General features: G+C 64.9%; 15 protein-coding genes, 1 tRNA gene and 2 pseudogenes. 13 read left to right on the top strand and 5 right to left on the bottom strand.

The window, feature by feature from the left end; genetic code table 11:
* The first annotated feature begins 6 nt into the window (after positions 1-6).
* The 6 genes and pseudogenes from truB to DU475_RS17520 all read left to right on the top strand — a co-directional run bounded on the left by truB (position 7) and on the right by DU475_RS17520 (position 8,679).
* Positions 7-1,104 (top strand): tRNA pseudouridine(55) synthase TruB, encoded by a 1,098-nt coding sequence (gene truB, locus DU475_RS17545; RefSeq protein ID WP_013500031.1) that lies wholly within the window; start codon positions 7-9, stop codon positions 1,102-1,104.
* A gap of 2 nt (positions 1,105-1,106) precedes the next feature.
* Positions 1,107-1,376: a 30S ribosomal protein S15 gene (gene rpsO / locus DU475_RS17540; protein WP_013500032.1), complete on the top strand. Its 270-nt coding sequence runs from the start codon at positions 1,107-1,109 to the stop codon at positions 1,374-1,376.
* 343 nt (positions 1,377-1,719) lie between these two features.
* On the top strand, positions 1,720-3,888 hold the full coding sequence (gene pnp, locus DU475_RS17535; protein WP_164632851.1) for a polyribonucleotide nucleotidyltransferase: 2,169 nt from the start codon (positions 1,720-1,722) through the stop codon (positions 3,886-3,888).
* Between the two features lie 207 nt (positions 3,889-4,095).
* Positions 4,096-4,830 (top strand): superoxide dismutase, encoded by a 735-nt coding sequence (locus DU475_RS17530; RefSeq protein ID WP_164632850.1) that lies wholly within the window; start codon positions 4,096-4,098, stop codon positions 4,828-4,830.
* A gap of 210 nt (positions 4,831-5,040) precedes the next feature.
* Positions 5,041-6,709, top strand: a pseudogene (locus DU475_RS17525) (methyl-accepting chemotaxis protein).
* A 287-nt stretch (positions 6,710-6,996) separates the two neighbouring features.
* A complete protein-coding gene (locus DU475_RS17520) occupies positions 6,997-8,679 on the top strand; it encodes a methyl-accepting chemotaxis protein (RefSeq protein WP_164632848.1) in 1,683 nt (560 codons plus the stop codon).
* 9 nt (positions 8,680-8,688) lie between these two features.
* Here the strand turns inward: DU475_RS17520 and DU475_RS17515 are convergent, their stop codons facing one another.
* Positions 8,689-9,627, bottom strand: a complete 939-nt coding sequence (locus DU475_RS17515) for a LysR substrate-binding domain-containing protein (protein ID WP_142883999.1) — start codon at positions 9,625-9,627, stop codon at positions 8,689-8,691.
* Between the two features lie 267 nt (positions 9,628-9,894).
* Between DU475_RS17515 and katG the strand changes: the two genes are divergently transcribed.
* Positions 9,895-12,105: a catalase/peroxidase HPI gene (gene katG, locus DU475_RS17510; RefSeq protein ID WP_164632847.1), complete on the top strand. Its 2,211-nt coding sequence runs from the start codon at positions 9,895-9,897 to the stop codon at positions 12,103-12,105.
* 111 nt (positions 12,106-12,216) lie between these two features.
* Positions 12,217-12,405, top strand: a pseudogene (locus DU475_RS24615) (transposase); the annotation flags it as partial.
* Between the two features lie 303 nt (positions 12,406-12,708).
* Here DU475_RS24615 and DU475_RS17500 read toward each other — a convergent pair.
* A complete protein-coding gene (locus DU475_RS17500; protein ID WP_164632845.1) occupies positions 12,709-13,584 on the bottom strand; it encodes a hypothetical protein in 876 nt (291 codons plus the stop codon).
* Between the two features lie 322 nt (positions 13,585-13,906).
* Here DU475_RS17500 and bla point away from each other — a divergent pair, with 322 nt between their 5' ends.
* On the top strand, positions 13,907-14,764 hold the full coding sequence (bla, locus tag DU475_RS17495) for a class A beta-lactamase (RefSeq protein WP_433962623.1): 858 nt from the start codon (positions 13,907-13,909) through the stop codon (positions 14,762-14,764).
* A 121-nt stretch (positions 14,765-14,885) separates the two neighbouring features.
* Positions 14,886-15,248 carry a hypothetical protein gene (locus DU475_RS17490; protein ID WP_013500040.1) on the top strand — a complete coding sequence of 121 codons (363 nt, stop codon included), beginning with the start codon at positions 14,886-14,888 and terminating at the stop codon, positions 15,246-15,248.
* A 98-nt stretch (positions 15,249-15,346) separates the two neighbouring features.
* Here DU475_RS17490 and rpoH read toward each other — a convergent pair whose 3' ends face one another.
* Both rpoH and DU475_RS17480 read right to left on the bottom strand, forming a co-directional pair.
* Positions 15,347-16,246, bottom strand: a complete 900-nt coding sequence (gene rpoH, locus DU475_RS17485; RefSeq protein WP_013500041.1) for an RNA polymerase sigma factor RpoH — start codon at positions 16,244-16,246, stop codon at positions 15,347-15,349.
* Between the two features lie 236 nt (positions 16,247-16,482).
* Positions 16,483-17,487: an RluA family pseudouridine synthase gene (locus DU475_RS17480; protein ID WP_205524434.1), complete on the bottom strand. Its 1,005-nt coding sequence runs from the start codon at positions 17,485-17,487 to the stop codon at positions 16,483-16,485.
* Between the two features lie 38 nt (positions 17,488-17,525).
* Here DU475_RS17480 and DU475_RS17475 point away from each other — a divergent pair, with 38 nt between their 5' ends.
* From DU475_RS17475 to DU475_RS17465, 3 genes are all read left to right on the top strand, one after another.
* On the top strand, positions 17,526-17,861 hold the full coding sequence (locus tag DU475_RS17475; RefSeq protein ID WP_013500043.1) for a hypothetical protein: 336 nt from the start codon (positions 17,526-17,528) through the stop codon (positions 17,859-17,861).
* Positions 17,862-18,069: 208 nt separating this feature from the next.
* Positions 18,070-18,144 (top strand) — tRNA-Glu (locus DU475_RS17470).
* 59 nt (positions 18,145-18,203) lie between these two features.
* Positions 18,204-18,881 carry a hypothetical protein gene (locus tag DU475_RS17465; protein ID WP_164632844.1) on the top strand — a complete coding sequence of 226 codons (678 nt, stop codon included), beginning with the start codon at positions 18,204-18,206 and terminating at the stop codon, positions 18,879-18,881.
* Positions 18,882-18,956: 75 nt separating this feature from the next.
* On the opposite strand, the gene DU475_RS17460 is transcribed toward DU475_RS17465, so the two are convergent.
* A partial coding sequence (locus tag DU475_RS17460; protein ID WP_164632843.1) for an EAL domain-containing protein occupies positions 18,957-19,270 on the bottom strand: 314 nt, incomplete at its 5' end.

Genomic DNA, 19,270 nt, shown 5'->3' with positions numbered 1-19,270 from the left:
GGATTAATGACCGTGACCACCCCCGACGCTTTGCTCGCCCCGCACGACGCGCAGCAGGACGCCGCCGCCACCCCCACCGCGATGCCGGACCGCAAGCCGCGCGACAACAATGACCCGCGCAACGGCGGCCGCGGCGGCGGCAAGCAGCCGCGCCGCGACAAGCGCGACGTTCACGGCTGGGTGGTGATGGACAAGCCGATCGGCATGACCTCGACCCAGGCGGTCGCGGTGGTGAAGCGACTGTTCTCGGCCAAACGCGCCGGCCACGCCGGCACCCTCGACCCGCTCGCCTCGGGCGGACTGCCGATCGCGATGGGCGAAGCCACCAAGACGGTTCCGTTCGTGATGGACGGCCGCAAGCGCTACCGCTTCACGGTCGCTTGGGGCGAGGAACGGGATACCGACGACACCGAAGGCCGGGCAGTCGCGACCAGCGCCGAGCGGCCGACCGCCGAGGCGATCATGGCCCTGCTGCCGCGCTTTACCGGGGTGATCGAGCAGATTCCGCCGCAATATTCAGCCGTGAAGATCCAGGGCGAACGCGCCTACGACTTGGCACGTGACGGCGAGGTGGTGCCCCTTGTGGCCCGCCCGGTCGAGATTCACGAGCTGACCCTGGTCGAGCACCATGATACCGGGCAATCGGTGTTCGAAGCGGAGTGCGGCAAAGGTACCTACGTCCGCGCGCTCGCCCGTGACATGGGTCGGCTGCTCGGATGCTACGGCCATATCTGCGCCCTGCGGCGCACCCTGGTCGGTCCGTTCGACGAGGCGGACATGATTCCGCTGGAAGAATTGCAGGCTTTGTGCGATAGAGCCGCGTCCGGCGAGGGTAGCCTCGCCGACGCGCTGCTGCCCGTTGAGACCGCGCTGGACGACATCCCGGCACTGGCCGTCACACGGGCTGATGCGGCAAGACTCCATCGGGGTCAGGCCGTTTTGTTGCGCGGACGGGATGCGCCTCATTGTAGCGGCACAGTCTATGTCACGGTGGCAGGCAGGCTTCTGGCCCTCGCCGAAGTCGGCAATGGCGAGCTCATCCCCAAGCGCGTGTTCAACCTCACCGGGCTGACTGCCAGCCCGAGTCTCAAAGAAAGTCACTGACGATGTCGATTGCCGCAGAACGCAAAGCGGAAGTCATCAAGACCAACGCCACCAAGGCCGGTGATACCGGCTCGCCCGAGGTTCAGGTCGCGATCCTGTCGGAACGCATTGCCAACCTCACCGCGCACTTCAAGACTCACACCAAGGACAACCACTCGCGCCGTGGTCTCCTGAAGCTGGTGTCGACCCGCCGTTCGCTTCTCGACTACGTCAAGAAGAAGGACGAGGCGCGCTACAAGGCGCTGCTCGAGAAGCACGGTATCCGTCGCTGATCGACCGGTCGTCAGGCCGCGGCTGACGGATGCGCGACGACGCGTCCGCCAGCGCCCGGTCCAACTTTTCGTGCCGGCGAGTCTTCGTCCGCCGGTGCGCTTTGCCCCAGCCGCACTCCGGCGGTTGGGCACGACACGGGCTCTATGCCCAGCCGCGCGGGATGCGAGACCAAAAAGGTCTGCTTCCGCACCCCGGGAGGGTTGAACGCCATTTCCCACCTCGAGACCATGGCAGGATCGCCGGACGCTGCTCGCGCATAAGTCGCCAGCGTCTCGCCGTCTTGGCATGGTCTTTTGGTATTTGGCGTCTGCTTTTTCCGGGATCCGATGAAAGAAGGATCCGATGTTCAATATCCATTCCGTGGAAATCGATTGGGGCGGGCGCCCCCTCAAGCTCGAGACCGGCAAGGTCGCGCGTCAGGCCGACGGCGCCGTCGTCGCCACCTACGGCGAGACCGTGGTGCTTGCCACCGTCGTCGCCGCCAAGGCGCCGCGCGAAGGCGTCGACTTCCTGCCGCTGACCGTCGACTATCAGGAGAAGGCCTACGCGGCCGGCCGGATTCCCGGCGGCTATTTCAAGCGCGAGGGTCGTCCGACCGAGAAGGAGACGCTGGTCTCCCGCCTGATCGACCGTCCGATTCGTCCGCTGTTCGCCGACGGCTGGCGCAACGAGACCCAGGTGATCGTGACCGTGCTGTCGCACGACATGGAAAACGATCCGGACGTGCTGGCGATGGTCGCCGCCTCGGCGGCGCTGACGCTGTCCGGAGCGCCGTTCCGCGGCCCGATCGGCGCCGCTCGCGTCGGCTTCATCAACGACGAATACGTTCTCAACCCGGTGCTCGACGAGATGGCCGAAACCCAGCTCGAGCTGGTGGTGGCCGGTACCGCCGACGCGGTGCTGATGGTCGAGTCGGAAGCCAAGGAGCTGTCTGAAGAGATCATGCTCGGCGCGGTGATGTTCGGTCACCGGCACTTCCAGCCGGTGATCGACGCGATCATCGAGCTGGCCGAAAAGGCCGCCAAGGAGCCGCGCGAGCTGATCGAGATCGACAATGCGGCGATCGAGAAGGAGATGCTCGGCCTGATCGAGCAGGAGCTGCGCGCCGCCTACGCGATTCCGGTCAAGCAGGAGCGCTACGCAGCGGTCGGCAAGGTCAAGGAAAAGGCGCTCGCGCACTTCTTCCCCGAAGGCCAGGAGCCGAAATACGACAAGCTGCGCATTGCGGGCGTGTTCAAGGAGCTCGAGGCCAAGATCGTTCGCTGGAACATCCTCGACACCGGCAAGCGCATCGACGGCCGTGACAGCAAGACTGTCCGTAGCATCCTGGCCCAGGCCGGTGTGCTGCCCCGCGCCCACGGCTCGGCGCTGTTCACCCGCGGCGAGACCCAGGCGCTGGTCGTCACCACGCTCGGCACCGGCGAAGACGAGCAGTATGTCGACTCGCTGGCCGGAACGTACAAAGAGACGTTCCTGCTGCACTACAATTTCCCGCCCTACTCGGTCGGCGAGACCGGCCGCCTCGGCGGCACCAAGCGCCGCGAGATCGGCCACGGCAAGCTGGCGTGGCGCGCGATCCATCCTGTGCTGCCGCCGCATCACGAGTTCCCCTACACCATCCGCGTCGTCTCCGAGATCACCGAGTCGAACGGCTCGTCCTCGATGGCGTCGGTGTGCGGCGCCTCGCTGGCGCTGATGGACGCGGGCGTGCCGCTGAAGCGGCCGACCGCGGGCATCGCGATGGGTCTGATCCTGGAAGGCGAGCGGTTCGCGGTGCTGAGCGACATCCTCGGCGACGAGGACCACCTCGGCGACATGGACTTCAAGGTGGCCGGCACCGAGCAGGGCATCACCTCGCTGCAGATGGACATCAAGATCGCCGGCATCACCGAAGAGATCATGAAGGTGGCGCTCGGCCAGGCCAAGGACGGCCGGATCCACATCCTGGGTGAGATGTCCAAGGCGCTCGACCGCGCCCGCGCCGAGCTCGGCGAACACGCGCCGCGGATCGAGACCTTCAAGATCCCGACCGACAAGATCCGTGAAGTGATCGGCACCGGCGGCAAGGTGATCCGCGAGATCGTCGAGAAGACCGGCGCCAAGGTCAACATCGAGGACGACGGCACCGTCAAGGTTGCCTCCAGCGACGGCGAATCGATCAAGGCCGCGATCAAGTGGATCAAGTCGATCGCTTCCGATCCGGAAGTCGGCGAGATCTACGAAGGCACCGTCGTCAAGGTGATGGAGTTCGGCGCCTTCGTGAACTTCTTCGGCGCCAAGGACGGTCTGGTGCACATCAGCCAGCTCGCCGCCGGCCGCGTGCAGAAGACCTCCGACGTCGTCAAGGAAGGCGACAAGGTCAAGGTCAAGCTGCTCGGCTTCGACGACCGCGGCAAGACCCGGCTGTCGATGAAGGTGGTCGATCAGGCCACCGGCGAAGACCTCGAAGCCAAGCAGAAGGCGGAAGCCAAGACCGAAGGCGACGCGCCCGCGCAGGCCGCCGGCGAATAATCGACTGCGGCGCGCTGCGCCGCAGCAGCTCGACCGAGAAGCGCAGGGGCGGCCGCAAGGCTGCCCCTGTTTGTTTGTGCGGCCGACATTCTGGTTCGGCGGCCGACTCTGTGCGACTCTGCCGCACGGTAAGGCGTTTGCCGCTGGAACCTCCGCCTGTCTTCGCGCGTAGATTCGGCCGGCGCCGTTGCCGTTACGGAGGATCCCATGTCGTTGCTGTCCCGACGCCGTCTGATGATCGCCGCCACCGGATTGGTTGCAGTGGCCGCCGCCCCGCGGCTGGTGTTCGCCCAGGGTCCGGCCGCCCCCCCGGATGGGCCGTTCAAACTGCCGCCGCTGCCGTATCCGGCCACGGCGCTGCAGCCGCATATCGATGCCCGCACGATGGAGATCCACCACGGCAAGCATCACCAAGCCTACGTCACGGCGATGAACAACTTCGCCAAGGATCATCCCAAGCTGGCCGAGACCCCGGTGCCGGACCTGCTGGCAAGGCTCGGCGACGTGCCGGAGGCGATTCGCACCGGCGTGCGCAACAATCTCGGCGGCCACGCCAACCACAGCATGTTCTGGCAGATCATGGGCCCGGACGGCGGCAAGCCTGCCGGCGAGGTGCTGGCCGCGATCGACCGCGATCTCGGCGGCATGGAGAAATTCCAGTCCGACTTCAACGCCGCCGGCGGCCGCCAATTCGGCTCCGGGTGGGTGTTCGTCACCGTGACAAAGGACGGCAAGCTCGCGATCGAGGCGCGGCCGAATCAGGATACGCCGCTGATGGACGGCAAGCGTGTGTTGCTCGGCAACGACGTCTGGGAGCACGCCTATTACCTGAACTACCAGAATCGCCGCGCCGACTATCTCAAGGCTTGGTGGAATACCGTGAACTGGACCAAGGTCGGCGAGCGCTACGCCGCCGCCAAAGCCGGCACCCTCTTCATCTGAGTCCCAGCGATCCCGCAAATTACCGGCGGGGAGCTGCTTCCGCCGGCCTCGGCTTACGCACGCGCCCAGCAATCAGCCGGGCCTGCGCACACAATCTGGTAGTTCCGCGTAGTCTGCCCGGGAACTCTGATAGTTGATTGTTAAGAGCCGAACTGCAACGTTTGGGCGTCTTCCTGCACGCCCTCGCCCCTTTTTAGTTCGAGACTGCCGATGTTCTCGTTTACAGGCACGACAAGCCGCGACCGGGCATCGGCGTTGCTCGCCGCAATCGATCGTTCGCAAGCCATCATCGAATTCGACCTGGGTGGAAACATCCAGACGGCGAACGCCAACTTTCTGCGGCTGCTCGGATACACGCTCGACGACATCAAAGGACGGCATCATCGTATCTTCGTCGATCCGGCGGAACGCGAGGGCGCGCCCTATCGCGAATTCTGGGCCGGCCTGCGTAGCGGCACGTATCACAGCGGCGAATTCCTGCGCATCGCGAAAGACGGCCATCACGTCTGGATCCAGGCGTCCTACAGCCCGATTCTCAATCGCATCGGCACCCCGGTCGGCGTGGTGAAGGTCGCCAGCGACGTCACCGCGGCAAAGATGAAGAGCCTTGACGACAACGGCAATCGGGCGGCGATCAGCCGCGCTCAGGCGGTGATCGAATTCGCGATGGACGGCACTATTCTCACCGCCAACGACAATTTCTTGTCCGCGATGGGCTACTCGCTCGACGAGATCAAGGGAAAGCATCACAGCATGTTCGTCGAGCCGGCCGATCGCGACAGCCCGGCCTATCGCGAGCTCTGGACACGGCTCAATCGCGGCGACTACGTCCCCGGAGAATTCAAGCGCATCGGCAAGGGCGGCAGGGAGGTGTGGATCCTAGCCAGCTACAATCCGATCCTCGATGATTGTGGCAAGCCGCTGAAGGTGGTGAAGTACGCGACCGATATCACCAAGGAGACGCTGGCGAACGCCGATTCCGCCGGACAGATCGCCGCGATCCGCAAGTCTCAGGCGGTGATAGAGTTCAAGCCCGATGGCACCATCCTCGACGCCAACGACAACTTCCTCAAGACGATGGGCTATTCGCTGACCGAGATCAAAGGCCAGCATCACGGCATGTTCGTCGATCCGGCAGAGCGCGGCAGTCAGGCTTATCGAGAATTCTGGGCAGGTCTCGCGCGAGGCGAATACCGCGCCGGCGAATTTAGGCGTCTCGCGAAGGGCGGCCGCGAGGTGTGGATTCAGGCGTCGTACAATCCGATCTTCGGACTCGACGGCAGGCCCTACAAGGTCGTGAAGTACGCGGCCGATACGACCGCGCAGGTGCAGCGCCGTCTCGCCAACGAGGAGGTGCGCGGCCAATTGCTGCGCGTCGCAGATTCCACCGAAGAACTCACCGCTACCGTCAATATGATCGCCGAGGCCACTAATCAGACCCGTCACATTGCACTGGAGGCGGTCGGGAATGTGGAGAGCGCGGACGCTCAGGCGGCAGCGGCTCGAAGACGCCGCGCAGGCGATGAGCGGGATCGCCGAGATCATCGGCCACATTACCGGACAGATCAATTTGCTGGCTCTCAATGCCACGATCGAATCCGCCCGCGCCGGAGAGGCAGGCCGCGGCTTTGCGGTCGTCGCGCAGGAGGTCAAGAGCCTCGCCACCCAGGCGCGTCAGGCCACCGATCAGATCGTCGGCCAGATCGACAATCTCAACGGCATTGCCGGCGATGTCGTCAGTGCGCTCGGTTCGATCAAGGAGGGAATGGACAAGGTCAACGAGTTCGCCAGTTCGACGGCCTCGACCGCGGAGCAACAGAGCGCCGCGACTCAGGAGATCGCCTCGAGCATGCAGCGAGCCACTGCTATGTTGCGATGACGCGAGCGTGGCGACAAGGCACAAATGGTCACCTCACAGCTCTCGATGACGGTGCGCGAGTTGCCGCGCATATACATTCGACCAAACAGACCTACACCCAAAACCGACAACCTATGCGAGCGGCACTAACCGCCCCGGAAGAACCCGAGGTCCGACCTCAATTCGGTAATTGAGTGCTCCTTGCTCGTTCGGGGTTAGGTAGAACTTAAGGACGCCTTCACCAAGATGATTGCCTGCTTTGGCCGTCCGGGCCGAGACGCGGCAGGCGCAATCAGGAAAGGCTCCGAATGTTCTCCTTCACCCGATCTGCTGGTCAGGATCACGCCGCGGCGATGCTCGCGGCGCTCAATCGCTCCCAGGCGGTGATCGAGTTCGACCTCGACGGCAACGTGATCGACGCCAACGACAACTTCCTCGCCGCGCTGGGCTACTCGCTGGCGGAGATCAAGGGAAAACATCACCGGATGTTCGTCGATCCGGCCGAGCAAGGTAGCGCGGCCTATCGCGAGTTCTGGACCGCACTCCGCGCCGGACAGTTCCAGTCCGGCGAATTTCATCGCATCGGCAAGGGCGGCCGCGAGGTCTGGATTCAGGCGTCCTACAACCCGATCCTCGACAAGAGCGGCAAGCCGACCGGCGTCGTGAAGTTCGCAGCCGACATCACCGCGGCAAAGACCCATTCGCTGGAGGATGCCGGCAAGCTCACGGCAATCGACCGTGCGCAGGCGGTAATCGAATTCGCCATGGACGGCACCATCCTCACCGCCAACGACAACTTTCTCGCCGCGATCGGTTACTCGCTCGCCGAGATCAAGGGCAAGCACCACAGCATGTTTGTCGAGCCGGCGGTGCGCGAGAGCCGCGACTATCGCGAATTCTGGGAACGGCTCAATCGCGGCGAGTACTTCCCCGGCGAATTCAAGCGGATCGGCAAGGGCGGCAGGGAGATCTGGATTCTGGCGTCCTACAATCCGATCCTCGATGCTCGCGGCAAGCCGTTCAAGGTGGTGAAATACGCCACCGATGTCACCGCGCAGAAGCTGAAGAACGCCGACTTCTCCGGCCAGATCGATGCGATCCGCAAGTCGCAGGCGGTGATCGAATTCAGCATCGACGGTACGGTGCTGGACGCCAACGACAACTTCCTGCACGCGCTCGGCTACTCGCTGGCCGAGATCAAGGGTCGGCATCACAGCATGTTCGTCGATCCCGCCGAGCGCGAAGGCGCTGCGTATCGGGCGTTCTGGGCGGCGCTCGGCCGCGGCGAGTATCAGGCTGGCGAATACAAGCGGATCGGCAAGGGCGGCAAGGAAGTCTGGATTCAGGCGTCCTACAACCCCATCCTCGACCTCAACGGCCGCCCCTTCAAGGTCGTGAAATACGCCACCGACACCACCCGTCAGGTGCTCATCCGGATGGGCAATGAACGCGTCCGCGCCATGATGGAATCGGTGGCGGCCGGCGCGGAGGAACTGAACGCTTCGGTACGCGAAATTTCCGAGGCAATGACCAAGTCGCGGCAGACCGCGCTGGCCGCGGTCGGCGAGGTCGACGCGGCCGATGCCCAGGCCAACCAGCTCAACGACGCCGCGCAGGCGATGAGCGGCATCGTCGAACTGATCAATCACATCACCGGCCAGATCAACCTGCTGGCGCTCAACGCCACGATCGAGTCGGCCCGAGCGGGTGAGGCCGGACGCGGCTTCGCGGTGGTGGCCGCGGAGGTGAAGAACCTCGCCAATCAGGCCAAGCAGGCGACCGACAAGATCGGCAGCGAGATCGGCAACCTGACCGGCATCTCGGGGGATGTCGTCGGCGCGCTCGGCAAGATCAAGAGTGCGATCCAGAACGTCAGCGAGTACGTCAATTCGACCGCCGCCGCCGTCGAGGAGCAGAGCACGGTGACCAATGAGATGTCGTCGAGCATGCAGCGTGCCGCCAATGAGGCGGCCGCGATCGCGGCCGGCTGAGCGAAGGACTCAGGCGACCGCCGCCTCGACCTGAGCCTCGCCGCAGATTCCCCGCTTCACCACCTCGCCGAACGCCTCGAAATCACCGCGGCGCGGCGAGGTCTTGCGGAAGATCAGGCCGACGCTGCGGCCCGGCTGCGGCCGCTTCAGCCGGAGGAATTTCACCCGCGAATCGCGCCACTCGACCTCGGCGGCGATCTGCGGGATCAGCGTGATACCGTAGCCGCCGGCGACCATCTGGATCACCGTGGTGAGGCTGGAGGCGCCGAAGCTGGCGCTGCCGGCACTGCCCATCTGAATGCCGCGATTGCGCGCGGTCGCGCAGAACGCCAGCGCCTGGTCGCGCAGGCAGTGACCGTCTTCGAGCAGGATCAGCCGCGACTGGTCGATCTCCTCGACCCCGATCGGCTCGTTTTCGGAGCGCGGATCGTCGGCCGGAACCGCGAGCAGGAATGGATCGTCGAACAGCGGCAGCGCGGCGAGATCGGAATGACCGGCGGGCAGCGCCAGCAGGGCGGCGTCGAGCACGCCACTGACCACGTCGGCGACCAGTTGCCGGGTCTGGCTTTCGCGCAGCTCCAGCCGCAGCTCCGGGAAACCCTGCTGCAGCAGCGGCAGCACCTTCGGCAGCAGATACGGCGCCAGCGACGGGATCACCCCGAGGCTGAGCCGGCCGGTGAGCGGCCTGGACCGGTGGCGGGCGAAATCCACCAAGTCGCGGGTCGCCGCCAGCACCTCTTCGGCGCGGCGCGCGATTTCCCGGCCGATATCGGTGAGGAGCACCTCGCCGGGCCGGCGTTCCACCACCTTGATTCCCAGCGTCCGCTCCAGCTCGGCGATCTGCATCGACAGCGCCGGCTGGGTGACCGAGCAGGCGTCGGCGGCGCGGCCGAAATGGCCGTGCCGCGCCAGGGCGGAAAGATAGCGAAGCTGACGCAGGGAAATCATGCGATCAGTTTATCTGATCGCCCGGCAGAATCAAATCGACTGGACCTGATCGTAGAACTGATCCAAAGTTCGCAAGCCGGCCCGGGACGCAACTTCCGGGTGTGCAACGGCCAACACAACACATTCACCCCAGGAGCAACGCCGCGGGCGACCCCCGCGCCCGCGGCGTTCAACTTGATCGCGGCTCTGCCGGCGTCATGAAACCTTCCCAAGACGCCACCACACTGAGCCGGGAAGAAACTGCAAAGCTAGATCGGAGAAGACACCATGGACGCAAAGACGGATGACAAGGGCGCAGGCAAGTGCCCGTTCTCGGGCGGCAGCCGCGGCCACCGCAACCGTGACTGGTGGCCGGATCAGCTCGACATTTCGGTGCTGCACAACAACTCGAAGAAGTCCGACCCGATGGGTGCGGCGTTCGACTACGCCGAAGAATTCAAGAAGCTCGATCTGGAGGCGGTGAAGAAGGATCTTCACGCGCTGATGACCGATTCGCAGGAGTGGTGGCCGGCCGATTTCGGCCACTATGGCGGCCTGTTCATCCGCATGGCCTGGCACTCGGCCGGCACCTATCGGATCACCGACGGCCGCGGCGGCGCCGGCGCCGGACAGCAGCGCTTCGCGCCGCTGAACTCGTGGCCGGACAACGCCAATCTCGACAAGGCCCGCCGCCTGCTGTGGCCGATCAAGCAGAAATACGGCCGCAAGATCTCCTGGGCCGACCTGATGGTGCTGACCGGCAACGTCGCGCTGGAGTCGATGGGCTTCAAGACCTTCGGCTTCGCCGGTGGCCGCGCCGACGTCTGGGAGCCGGAAGAGCTGTATTGGGGCCCAGAGGGCACCTGGCTGGGAGACGAGCGCTATTCGGGCGAGCGACAGCTCTCCGAGCCGCTCGGCGCCGTGCAGATGGGCCTGATCTACGTCAACCCGGAAGGCCCGAACGGCAACCCCGATCCGATCGCCGCCGCCAAGGACATCCGCGAGACGTTCTATCGGATGGCGATGAACGACGAAGAGACCGTGGCGCTGATCGCCGGCGGCCACACCTTCGGCAAGACTCACGGTGCCGGCGATCCCTCGCTGATCGGACCGGCTCCGGAAGGCGGGCTGCTCGAGGAGCAGGGCCTCGGCTGGACCAGCAAGTTCGGCACCGGCTTCGGCGCCGACGCCATCACCGGCGGCCCGGAAGTGATCTGGACCACCACGCCGACCAAGTGGAGCAACAACTTCTTCTGGAATCTGTTCGGCTACGAGTGGGAGCTGGAGCAGAGCCCGGCCGGCGCCAAGCAATGGCGCGCCAAGGGCGCGGGCGCGACGATTCCTGATCCGTTCGATCCGGAAAAGAAGCACGTGCCGAAGATGCTCACCACCGACCTGTCGCTGCGCTTCGATCCGATCTACGAGAAGATCTCGCGCCGCTTCATGGAGAATCCTGATCAGTTCGCGGACGCGTTCGCCCGTGCCTGGTTCAAGCTGACGCATCGCGACATGGGACCGCGCGTGCGCTACCTCGGCCCGGAAGTGCCGAAGGAAGAGCTGATCTGGCAGGATCCGATCCCGGCGGTCGACCACGAGCTGGTCAGCGACGCCGACATCGAAGCGCTGAAGGCGAAGATCCTCGCCTCTGGTCTGTCGGTATCACAGCTCGTCTCCACCGCGTGGGCGTCGGCTTCGACCTTCCGCGGCTCGGATAAGCGCGGCGGCGCCAATGGTGCGCGCATCCGGCTGGCTCCGCAGAAGGACTGGGAGGTCAACCACCCGGCCGAGCTGGCGCAGGTGCTCGGCAAGCTCGAAGCGATCCAAGCCGAATTCAACGGCGCGCAGCAGGACGGCAAGAAGATCTCGCTCGCCGACCTGATCGTGCTCGGCGGCGCCGCGGCTGTCGAAAAGGCAGCCAAGGACGCCGGCACCGCTGTCAAGGTGCCGTTCACCCCGGGCCGGATGGACGCCTCGGAGGAGCAGACCGACGCCGAGTCGTTCAAGGTGCTGGAGCCGCGGGCCGACGGCTTCCGCAACTACATCAACACCAAGCGGCACCAGTTCATGCATCCGGAAGAGGCGCTGGTCGACAGGGCTCAGCTCCTCACCCTCACCGGTCCGGAACTGACGGTGCTGGTCGGCGGCCTGCGCGTGCTCGGCGCCAACTACGAGCACTCGACCCACGGCGTGTTGACCGAGCGACCGGAGAAGCTGACCAACGACTTCTTCGTCAACCTGCTCGACATGGGCACGAAGTGGACCAAGGCGAGCGGCGAGGTCGAGATCTACGAAGGCCGCGACCGCAAGACCAACGAGCTGCGCTGGACCGGTACCCGGGTCGATCTGATCTTCGGCTCGCACTCCCAGCTCCGCGCCTTGGCCGAGGTGTATGCGTGCTCGGATGCGCAGGAGAAGTTCGTCGCCGACTTCGTGGCAGCCTGGACCAAGGTCATGAACGCCGACCGGTTCGACATCGTCGCCAACAAGCAGGCGGCCTGATCGACGCCGAGACAGCCATCAACGACCAGGAAAGGGCGCCCCTGGCAGGCTGTGTGAGAACTGAACGAGTCGGTTAGACTGGGCCGCATCGGCAACGGTGCGGCCTTTTCCATGAGCTATGTTCGCGGCGAAAATCGGATGCAGGCGTCGCTTCTGCCTGCGGCGGTGGAAGAATACGTGGCGGCAGACGCGCCGGTCCGGGTGATTGACGCCTTTGTCGACGGGCTGGACGTGAAGGGACTCGGGTTCGGCCGATCGGTGCCGGCGACGATGGACCGCCCGTCTTACGATCCGCGGGACCTGCTGAAGCTCTATCTCCACGGCTACTTGAATGAGGTCCGCTCCTCGCGCCGGCTGGAAATGCCTGCTGGCAGCCGCCGCCCAGAACATCAAGAAGATTGCCCTCGCACTGACTCCCGGGCCGATTCCGGTGCTAGGCTGACACAGCCGGCGCTGCGCCACTCGCCAAAAACAAAACCCCGCCGAAAATCGACGGGGTTTGTCAGCGGTCTGAGGCTCCGGAAAACCGGAGCCTTCGACTTTTCACACGGCCTGCCGCAGGCCGCCCTTTTCGTTTGCCGTGTTGGCGCCCGGCGCCGGTGATTACTTCAGCGACGCCGTCTTGCCGGTCGCCACGGTCAGCACCGATCCGTCCTCCAGGCTGATCCGATAGATTTCGCGCAGCACGTTGCCGGCGAAGCCGATCTCGACGATCGACACGGTCTTGAAGGTGGTGTCGATGCCGTTCGGAAGGATCTGGTCGAACTCCTTCGCGGCCTGATTCATCTGCGCCTGCAGTTCGGGCGTGAACTTCGCCATGCTGTAAACCAGCGTGGTGTGCGGATTGTGCGAGCGCTGCTCCTTGCCGTCCTTGACGACGTTGACCCCGCTCACACCGACGGTGCGGACCAGATCCTTGGCGGCGTCGCCCATCGCCGCATAGACCGGGCCGGTGCAGCGCGGCAGCGGTCCGTCGCGCAGCGGCGTCAGCGCGGCGGTCGCGGTCGTGTTGAACGCCATCATCTGTTCGAAGCTGTCACCTTCCTTGACCACGCCGAGATCGAGCCACCACGGATGCCCGGCGCCCTTGGCCGCCTCGGTGGTGTAGAACTTCTTCAGCGTGACCTGCAGCACCGGGGGCAGCTTCGGCATCGCCGCCAGCATCTTCTCCGGCGTCGACGGGTCGGCGCTGTGAACGTGCACCACGGTCACGTGCGGAATGTTGAACGTCTGCGCCTCGGTATCGAGCTTGGCGATCAGCAGCTTCTCCTTCAGCGGTCCGCGGATCGTGGCGTCGAGGACTTCGTTGACGCTGGTCGGCAGTGTGTAGACCAGTCCGAAGGTCCGGGCATGGTCGCGGAAGCCCGATTTCGACAGGGAGCTGTTGTCGATCGGGCCGTCGGCCGCGGCCGCGAGGTTGATCGAGGCCGTCACCGCGATCAGAGCGGTGGCGAGCGAGGTCAGCAGGCTGTTGCGCATGAAGAGTTCCTTCGTCTGGTTGAGGCGATCGAGTCCTGCGATCGCAGGCAGCCGGCCGTTGGCCGCAGCCAGCGACCCGCATCGACCGTTGATGTGGATCAATCCAGGGCGGATTACCCGCGCAGCATGACAGGCTTGTTTCACGCCGCCGCCTCGGCGTGAGGCGCACTGTCGCAGTGCCGCGTCGTCCGAACGCGGCTCGCGACCTGCGGGACGGCGCGCCGTCGCGACACCGCCGCTTTTCGTGCCGATACCCATCGGGCCGAGACTGATCGGCGGATCGTCAGCGACGCGGGGGGATGGAATGATCAATCGGCGCACGATGGTTGGAGCGGCGGCCTGTCTGGCCGGCGTCTCGATGATCGGCCGCCGCGCGTCAACGGCCACCGAACCCGGCGATGCGATCGCTGCCAGATTTGCCGAGCTGGAAGCCCGCAGCGGCGGGCGGCTCGGCGTTTGTGTGCTCGACAGCTCGAATGGCCGGATGATCGGTCATCGTCTCGATGAGCGGTTTCCAATGTGCAGTACCTTCAAGGTGCTGGCCGCCGGTCTGGTGCTGGCACGGGTCGACCGCAAGCAGGAAAGCCTCGACCGCCGGGTTAGCTACACCAAGTCGGACCTCGTCACCTATTCGCCGGCGACCGAGACGCGCGTCGAGGGCGGCATGACGATCGCCGAGCTGTGCGAGGCGGCGATCACGCTGAGCGACAACACCGCCGGCAATCTGCTGCTGGGGAGCTTCGGCGGTCCGGCCGGGCTCACCGCGTTCGCGCGCTCGCTCGGCGACCAGACCACGCGGCTCGACCGCATCGAGACCGAGCTGAACGAGGCGCTGCCGGGCGATGCGCGCGACACCACCTCGCCGCGGGCGATCGCACAGGATCTGCACGCGCTGGCGCTCGGCGATGCGCTGACGCCCTCCTCGCGCGCCCTCCTGGTCGGCTGGATGAAAGCCAACACCACCGGGGGCGCACGGATTCGCGCCGGCGTGCCGTCCGGCTGGAGCGTCGCGGACAAGACCGGCACCGGCGAGCGTGGCACCGCCAACGACATCGCCGTGCTGTGGCCGCCGCAGCGCGCGCCGCTGATCGTCACCGTGTATCTCACCGGCGCGACGGTGTCGCGCGACCAGCAGAACAGGCTGATCGCCGCGGCCGGCGCCGAAGCGACGGCCGGTTGAGTCCGCATCGTCGCGCTTTGCCGGCGCTGAGGCCGTGGTGGTGCGGCCAATCCTTAACGATGCTTTAACCCGAAACAGTGTGGAGTGGAGCCGTCGAATTCCCGACGGCATGGAGTGCACGATGGGCGACATCCTCAGTGCAATCGCCACCGGCTACAGCCAGGCGGGGCTGCTCAATCCGTCGAGGACGCCGTACAAGAACGTCGATCCGGAAGCCTACAAAGGCACCTGGAGCGGCACCTATTCGAACACCAAGAAGTTCGCCATCACGGTGTCGAACGTCGAGGGCTTCCGCGCCCAGGTGAAGTATCAGAGCGAAGGCACGATCAAGTACCAGAGCGTGCTGATCAAGGACAACTCATTCCGGATCGGCGATACCAAGTTCACCCTCGGCAGCAACGGCAGCGCCTCGATCCGCACCGCAGTCACCGATCCTGTGACCAATCAGGTCAGCCTAGTTCAGGGCACCGCCAAGCGTAGCTGAGCCGCGCGCGGTCGCCGCCGACACAGAGCCCGGGCCAAACAAAAACCCCGCCGAAGCCGGCGGGGTTCGTCGTCATCAAGCCTGGGCGCGCTTGGCGCTCAGTGCGCGGCTTCCAGCGCCGCCTGTTCCTGGCGCGCGATGGTGCCCTTGACGGCGCTCTGCACCTTCTCGAACGCCCGCACTTCGATCTGGCGCACCCGCTCGCGCGACACGCCGAACTCGGCGGCGAGGTCTTCCAGCGTCATCGGCTCGTCGGCGAGGCGGCGGGCCTCGAAGATCCGCCGTTCGCGCGGGTTGAGCACCTGGATCGCGCCGTTGAGCGCGGCCCGGCGCTGGTCGAGCTCTTCGTGCTCGGCAAGCACCGCTTCCTGGCTCGGCGATTGATCGACCAGCCAGTCCTGCCATTCGCCCGGCTCGCCGTCGTCGCGGATCGGCGCGTTGAGCGAGGCGTCGCCGCCGAGGCGGCGGTTCATGTCGACGACGTCCTGCTCGGTGACGCCGAGCCGGCTGGCGATCAGCTTGACGTGATCGGGATGCAGATCGCCTTCGTCGAGCGCCGAGATCTTGCTCTTCGCCTTGCGCAGGTTGAAGAACAGCTTCTTCTGGTTCGCGGTGGTGCCCATCTTCACGAGCGACCACGAACGCAGGATGTACTCTTGAATAGACGCCTTGATCCACCACATCGCGTAGGTGGCGAGGCGGAAGCCCTTCTCGGGCTCGAACCGCTTCACCGCCTGCATCAGGCCGACATTGCCTTCCGAGACGACCTCGGAGATCGGCAGGCCGTAGCCGCGGTAGCCCATCGCGATCTTGGCGACGAGGCGAAGGTGGCTGGTGACGAGTTGATGGGCGGCGTCGCGATCACCATGTTCGCGCCAGCGCTTGGCGAGCATGTACTCTTGCTCGGGCTCGAGCATCGGAAACTTGCGGATTTCCGCAAGGTAACGAGCAAGGCCGGATTCTCCGTTGAGAACCGGGAGAGTAGCAGCACGGGCCATTCAGCGCCCTCCAATTAGGTTTCAGGCCCCCGATAGCGGGCGGCCAGGCAGGCAGGTCTCTGTGTCGACAAATCGTTCTGTCAAAGCCGACCGGCCTGCGATGTTCCGCGTCGGCTCATCCAACGCACCTGCAATATACAATACGTTAGTCGCGCAAGTTTAGTTACGGTCTTGTCACGTCGTTGTTACGCCGCAACAACTCGGTGAAATGATTTACGTTTTCTGACTTCGCCGCGTCATTCCGTCGCGATCAGCGCAGCCTGAAGATGGGCCAGATCGGCCGGCAGGGGCGATTCCCAGGTCAGGATCTCGCCGCTCGACGGGTGCTCCAGCGTCAGCAGATAGGCGTGCAGCGCCTGCCGCCCGAGCGCCGCCAGCGCGGCACGCGCCGCCGGGGCGAGCTGATTCGCCTTGGTCTTGAAGTGCGGCCCATAGACGTCGTCACCCAGCAGCGGGTGGCCGATATGGGCGAGGTGGACCCGGATCTGGTGGGTTCGTCCGGTCTCGAGCTGGCAGGCGATCAGCGCCGCGACCGGCTTGCCGTCCTTGCCGGCAAAGCTCTCCAATACCTCCCAATGGGTGATCGCCTCCCGGCCGCCCTGGCGCACCGCCATTTTCTCGCGCGCGTGCGGGTGGCGGTCGATCGGGGCGTCGATGGTGCCGTATTTGCGGCCCGGCATCCCCCAGACGAAGGCGAAATAGCCGCGGCGCAGTTCCCCGGTGCGGCCGTGGTCGGCGAATTGCGCGCTCAAGGACTGGTGGGCGCGATCATTCTTTGCCGCCACCATCAGCCCGGTGGTGTCCTTGTCGAGCCGGTGCACGATCCCGGGCCGCCGCACCCCGCCGATCCCGGACAGCGACGCGCCGCAATGCGCGATCAGGGCGTTGACCAGGGTTCCGGTCTCGTGCCCCGCGGCCGGGTGCACCACCAGCCCGCGCGGCTTGTTCAGCACGATGATGTCGGCGTCCTCGTAGGCGATGTCGAGCGCGATCGCCTCGCCGGCCGGCTCGGCCGGGACCGGCGGCGGCACGTCGATTGTGATCGTCTCGCCGGGGGAGGCGTGATAAGCGGGGTCGCGGACCGGCTTGCCGGCGATCGCCACCCGGCCGTCGAGGATCAGCGCCTTCAGCCGCGACCGCGACAGCTCGGGGCAGCGCGCCGCCAGCACGCGGTCGAGCCGCGGCGAGCCCTCGTCGCCGGCGACCGTCACTTCCACCAGAGTCTGCGCCGAATCGTTCAATTTCGAGCCTTCCCAAAACGCCTTGCCAAGAGCCCTGCATGACCGACACCGCCACGCCCGACCCCACCCCCGAGCAGGCCGCGCTGTTTGCGCGGGTGCGGCGGATGATGCTGATCGCGGGCCTGACCACCACGCTGGCGGTCGCCGCGGTGTTGATCGCCATCGGCTATAAGCTTTTCCGCGCCGAGGGAAGCGCGCCGGCCGCCACCGAGCACACCCTGCGGCTGCCGAAGGGCGCCCGCGTGGTCTCGACCGCCTCGGCCGGCGACTATGTGGTCGTCACCCTCGACATCGGCGGCGCCACCGAACTGCGCACCTTCGAGGCCAAAACCCTGAAACCCACCGGCCGCCTGACGTTTGCCAGCGAGCCGTAGCGGAGGGGCGTCTTTCGGGCACCGCTGGATTGTTGAGCCGACCGCTGCCCCATCAAAGCCGTCATGGCCGGGCTTGACCCGGCCATCCACGGCCACCCGCACGGCCCAAAGACGTGGATGCCCGGCACAAGGCCGGGCATGACGCCAGAAATTGCCCGCCCCCGATCTTGCGGCGGCGCGGTTTCGCGGCTATTGGTGCGGCCCTCACGCTCCCTTCGTCTAGCGGTTAGGACGCGGCCCTCTCAAGGCTGAAACAGGGGTTCGATTCCCCTAGGGAGCGCCAAATATTTTCTGAGATTGAGTTGGGAGCATTTGGTTGCTTCCATAAGTTTTAGAACGCCAATGAATTCCGTCTTTGAAGCGGTTAGGCTCCAGCGGGAAATTGCACATATTGAGTTTCGCTACTTTAGGAAGCGAGCTCTTGCTGAGGCATACAAGGTCGCCTGCACGGTTGATCGCTTTGAATGCCTGGAGCGCGAATTCTCATTTCGGGTCGTTTCAAAGGAAGAAGATCACATTCAGATCGGCTTCGGGAAGCGGAAGATGGGTATTCGAGATTTCGACGGAATGGCCGCCGTCGAAACAGGTCCGAGTTTAGTCTATACACTTAGCAGAACCAGTGGTGTGTTTTCGGCAACCCTATTCCCCGCAACATCAAAACTGGGGGGCGTTAAAGAAGATCACATATTTCTTCGGATCGGTTCATACGGCGGCCCCCAGATGAGCTCTTGGCTCCGATCCGACATCGGCGACTTAGTCTCGTATGCTTTTGTATCAAGTTTAGAAACGAGCCCGTCCGTCCTCGATCGCTTTCGATTCTGGTGGTTGCGCTCCACTCGTCCCTTATCGAGCGAGGGCAAATTTACGGCCAAGCTGAGCCCGAAGGAATTATTCACTTCATCATCGGCCTTCATGCTGAAGTCAGTTGCCGTGAGTCTGGCAAGGCAGATTGTTAATCTGGCTGCGTACTCTGCATTGATCTATCTTGGCTGGTCCCAAATCGCCCAGCAATTTCGTTGAACGCTGCGCATAGCGCTCCCGTCAAAATCTTCCTTCAAGTCGTCTGCAGAACCAATCTGCGCGTGTTCGTCCCAATCATCGCCCCGCTTCCCGCTCAATCTCCGCCGCCACCACCGGCGCCTGATCCGCCGCGACCGGCCGTGAGAACGCGTAGCCCTGGACGAAGTCGCAGTCGAATGCGGCGAGCAGGTCGACTTCAGCCTGCAATTCGGCGCCTTCGGCCACCACGCTCATGCCGAGGCCGTGCGCCAGCGCGATGATACCGCCGAGCAGTTTGCGCTTCTCGGGCACGGTCGCGATGCCGTCGACGAAGGTGCGGTCGATCTTCAGACGATTGAACGGCAGGCGCGTCAGATAGCCGAGCGACGAATAGCCGGAGGCGAAATCAT

The organism is Rhodopseudomonas sp. WA056 (genome assembly GCF_010906995.1).
GTDB classification, from domain to species: domain Bacteria; phylum Pseudomonadota; class Alphaproteobacteria; order Rhizobiales; family Xanthobacteraceae; genus Rhodopseudomonas; species Rhodopseudomonas palustris_G.
The sequence above is the reverse complement of the archived record's forward strand: the minus strand, read 5'-3'. Positions and strand labels throughout refer to the sequence as shown.

Coding starts and splice junctions, on each gene's coding strand:
- truB (WP_013500031.1), top strand. CDS start 7: ATGACCGTGACCACCCCCGACGCTTTGCTCGCCCCGCACGACGCGCAG.
- rpsO (WP_013500032.1), top strand. CDS start 1,107: ATGTCGATTGCCGCAGAACGCAAAGCGGAAGTCATCAAGACCAACGCC.
- DU475_RS17520 (WP_164632848.1), top strand. CDS start 6,997: ATGTTCTCCTTCACCCGATCTGCTGGTCAGGATCACGCCGCGGCGATG.
- DU475_RS17500 (WP_164632845.1), bottom strand. CDS start 13,584: ATGCGCAACAGCCTGCTGACCTCGCTCGCCACCGCTCTGATCGCGGTG.
- pnp (WP_164632851.1), top strand. CDS start 1,720: ATGTTCAATATCCATTCCGTGGAAATCGATTGGGGCGGGCGCCCCCTC.
- katG (WP_164632847.1), top strand. CDS start 9,895: ATGGACGCAAAGACGGATGACAAGGGCGCAGGCAAGTGCCCGTTCTCG.
- bla (WP_433962623.1), top strand. CDS start 13,907: ATGGTTGGAGCGGCGGCCTGTCTGGCCGGCGTCTCGATGATCGGCCGC.
- DU475_RS17465 (WP_164632844.1), top strand. CDS start 18,204: ATGAATTCCGTCTTTGAAGCGGTTAGGCTCCAGCGGGAAATTGCACAT.
- DU475_RS17475 (WP_013500043.1), top strand. CDS start 17,526: ATGACCGACACCGCCACGCCCGACCCCACCCCCGAGCAGGCCGCGCTG.
- DU475_RS17490 (WP_013500040.1), top strand. CDS start 14,886: ATGGGCGACATCCTCAGTGCAATCGCCACCGGCTACAGCCAGGCGGGG.
- rpoH (WP_013500041.1), bottom strand. CDS start 16,246: ATGGCCCGTGCTGCTACTCTCCCGGTTCTCAACGGAGAATCCGGCCTT.
- DU475_RS17530 (WP_164632850.1), top strand. CDS start 4,096: ATGTCGTTGCTGTCCCGACGCCGTCTGATGATCGCCGCCACCGGATTG.
- DU475_RS17515 (WP_142883999.1), bottom strand. CDS start 9,627: ATGATTTCCCTGCGTCAGCTTCGCTATCTTTCCGCCCTGGCGCGGCAC.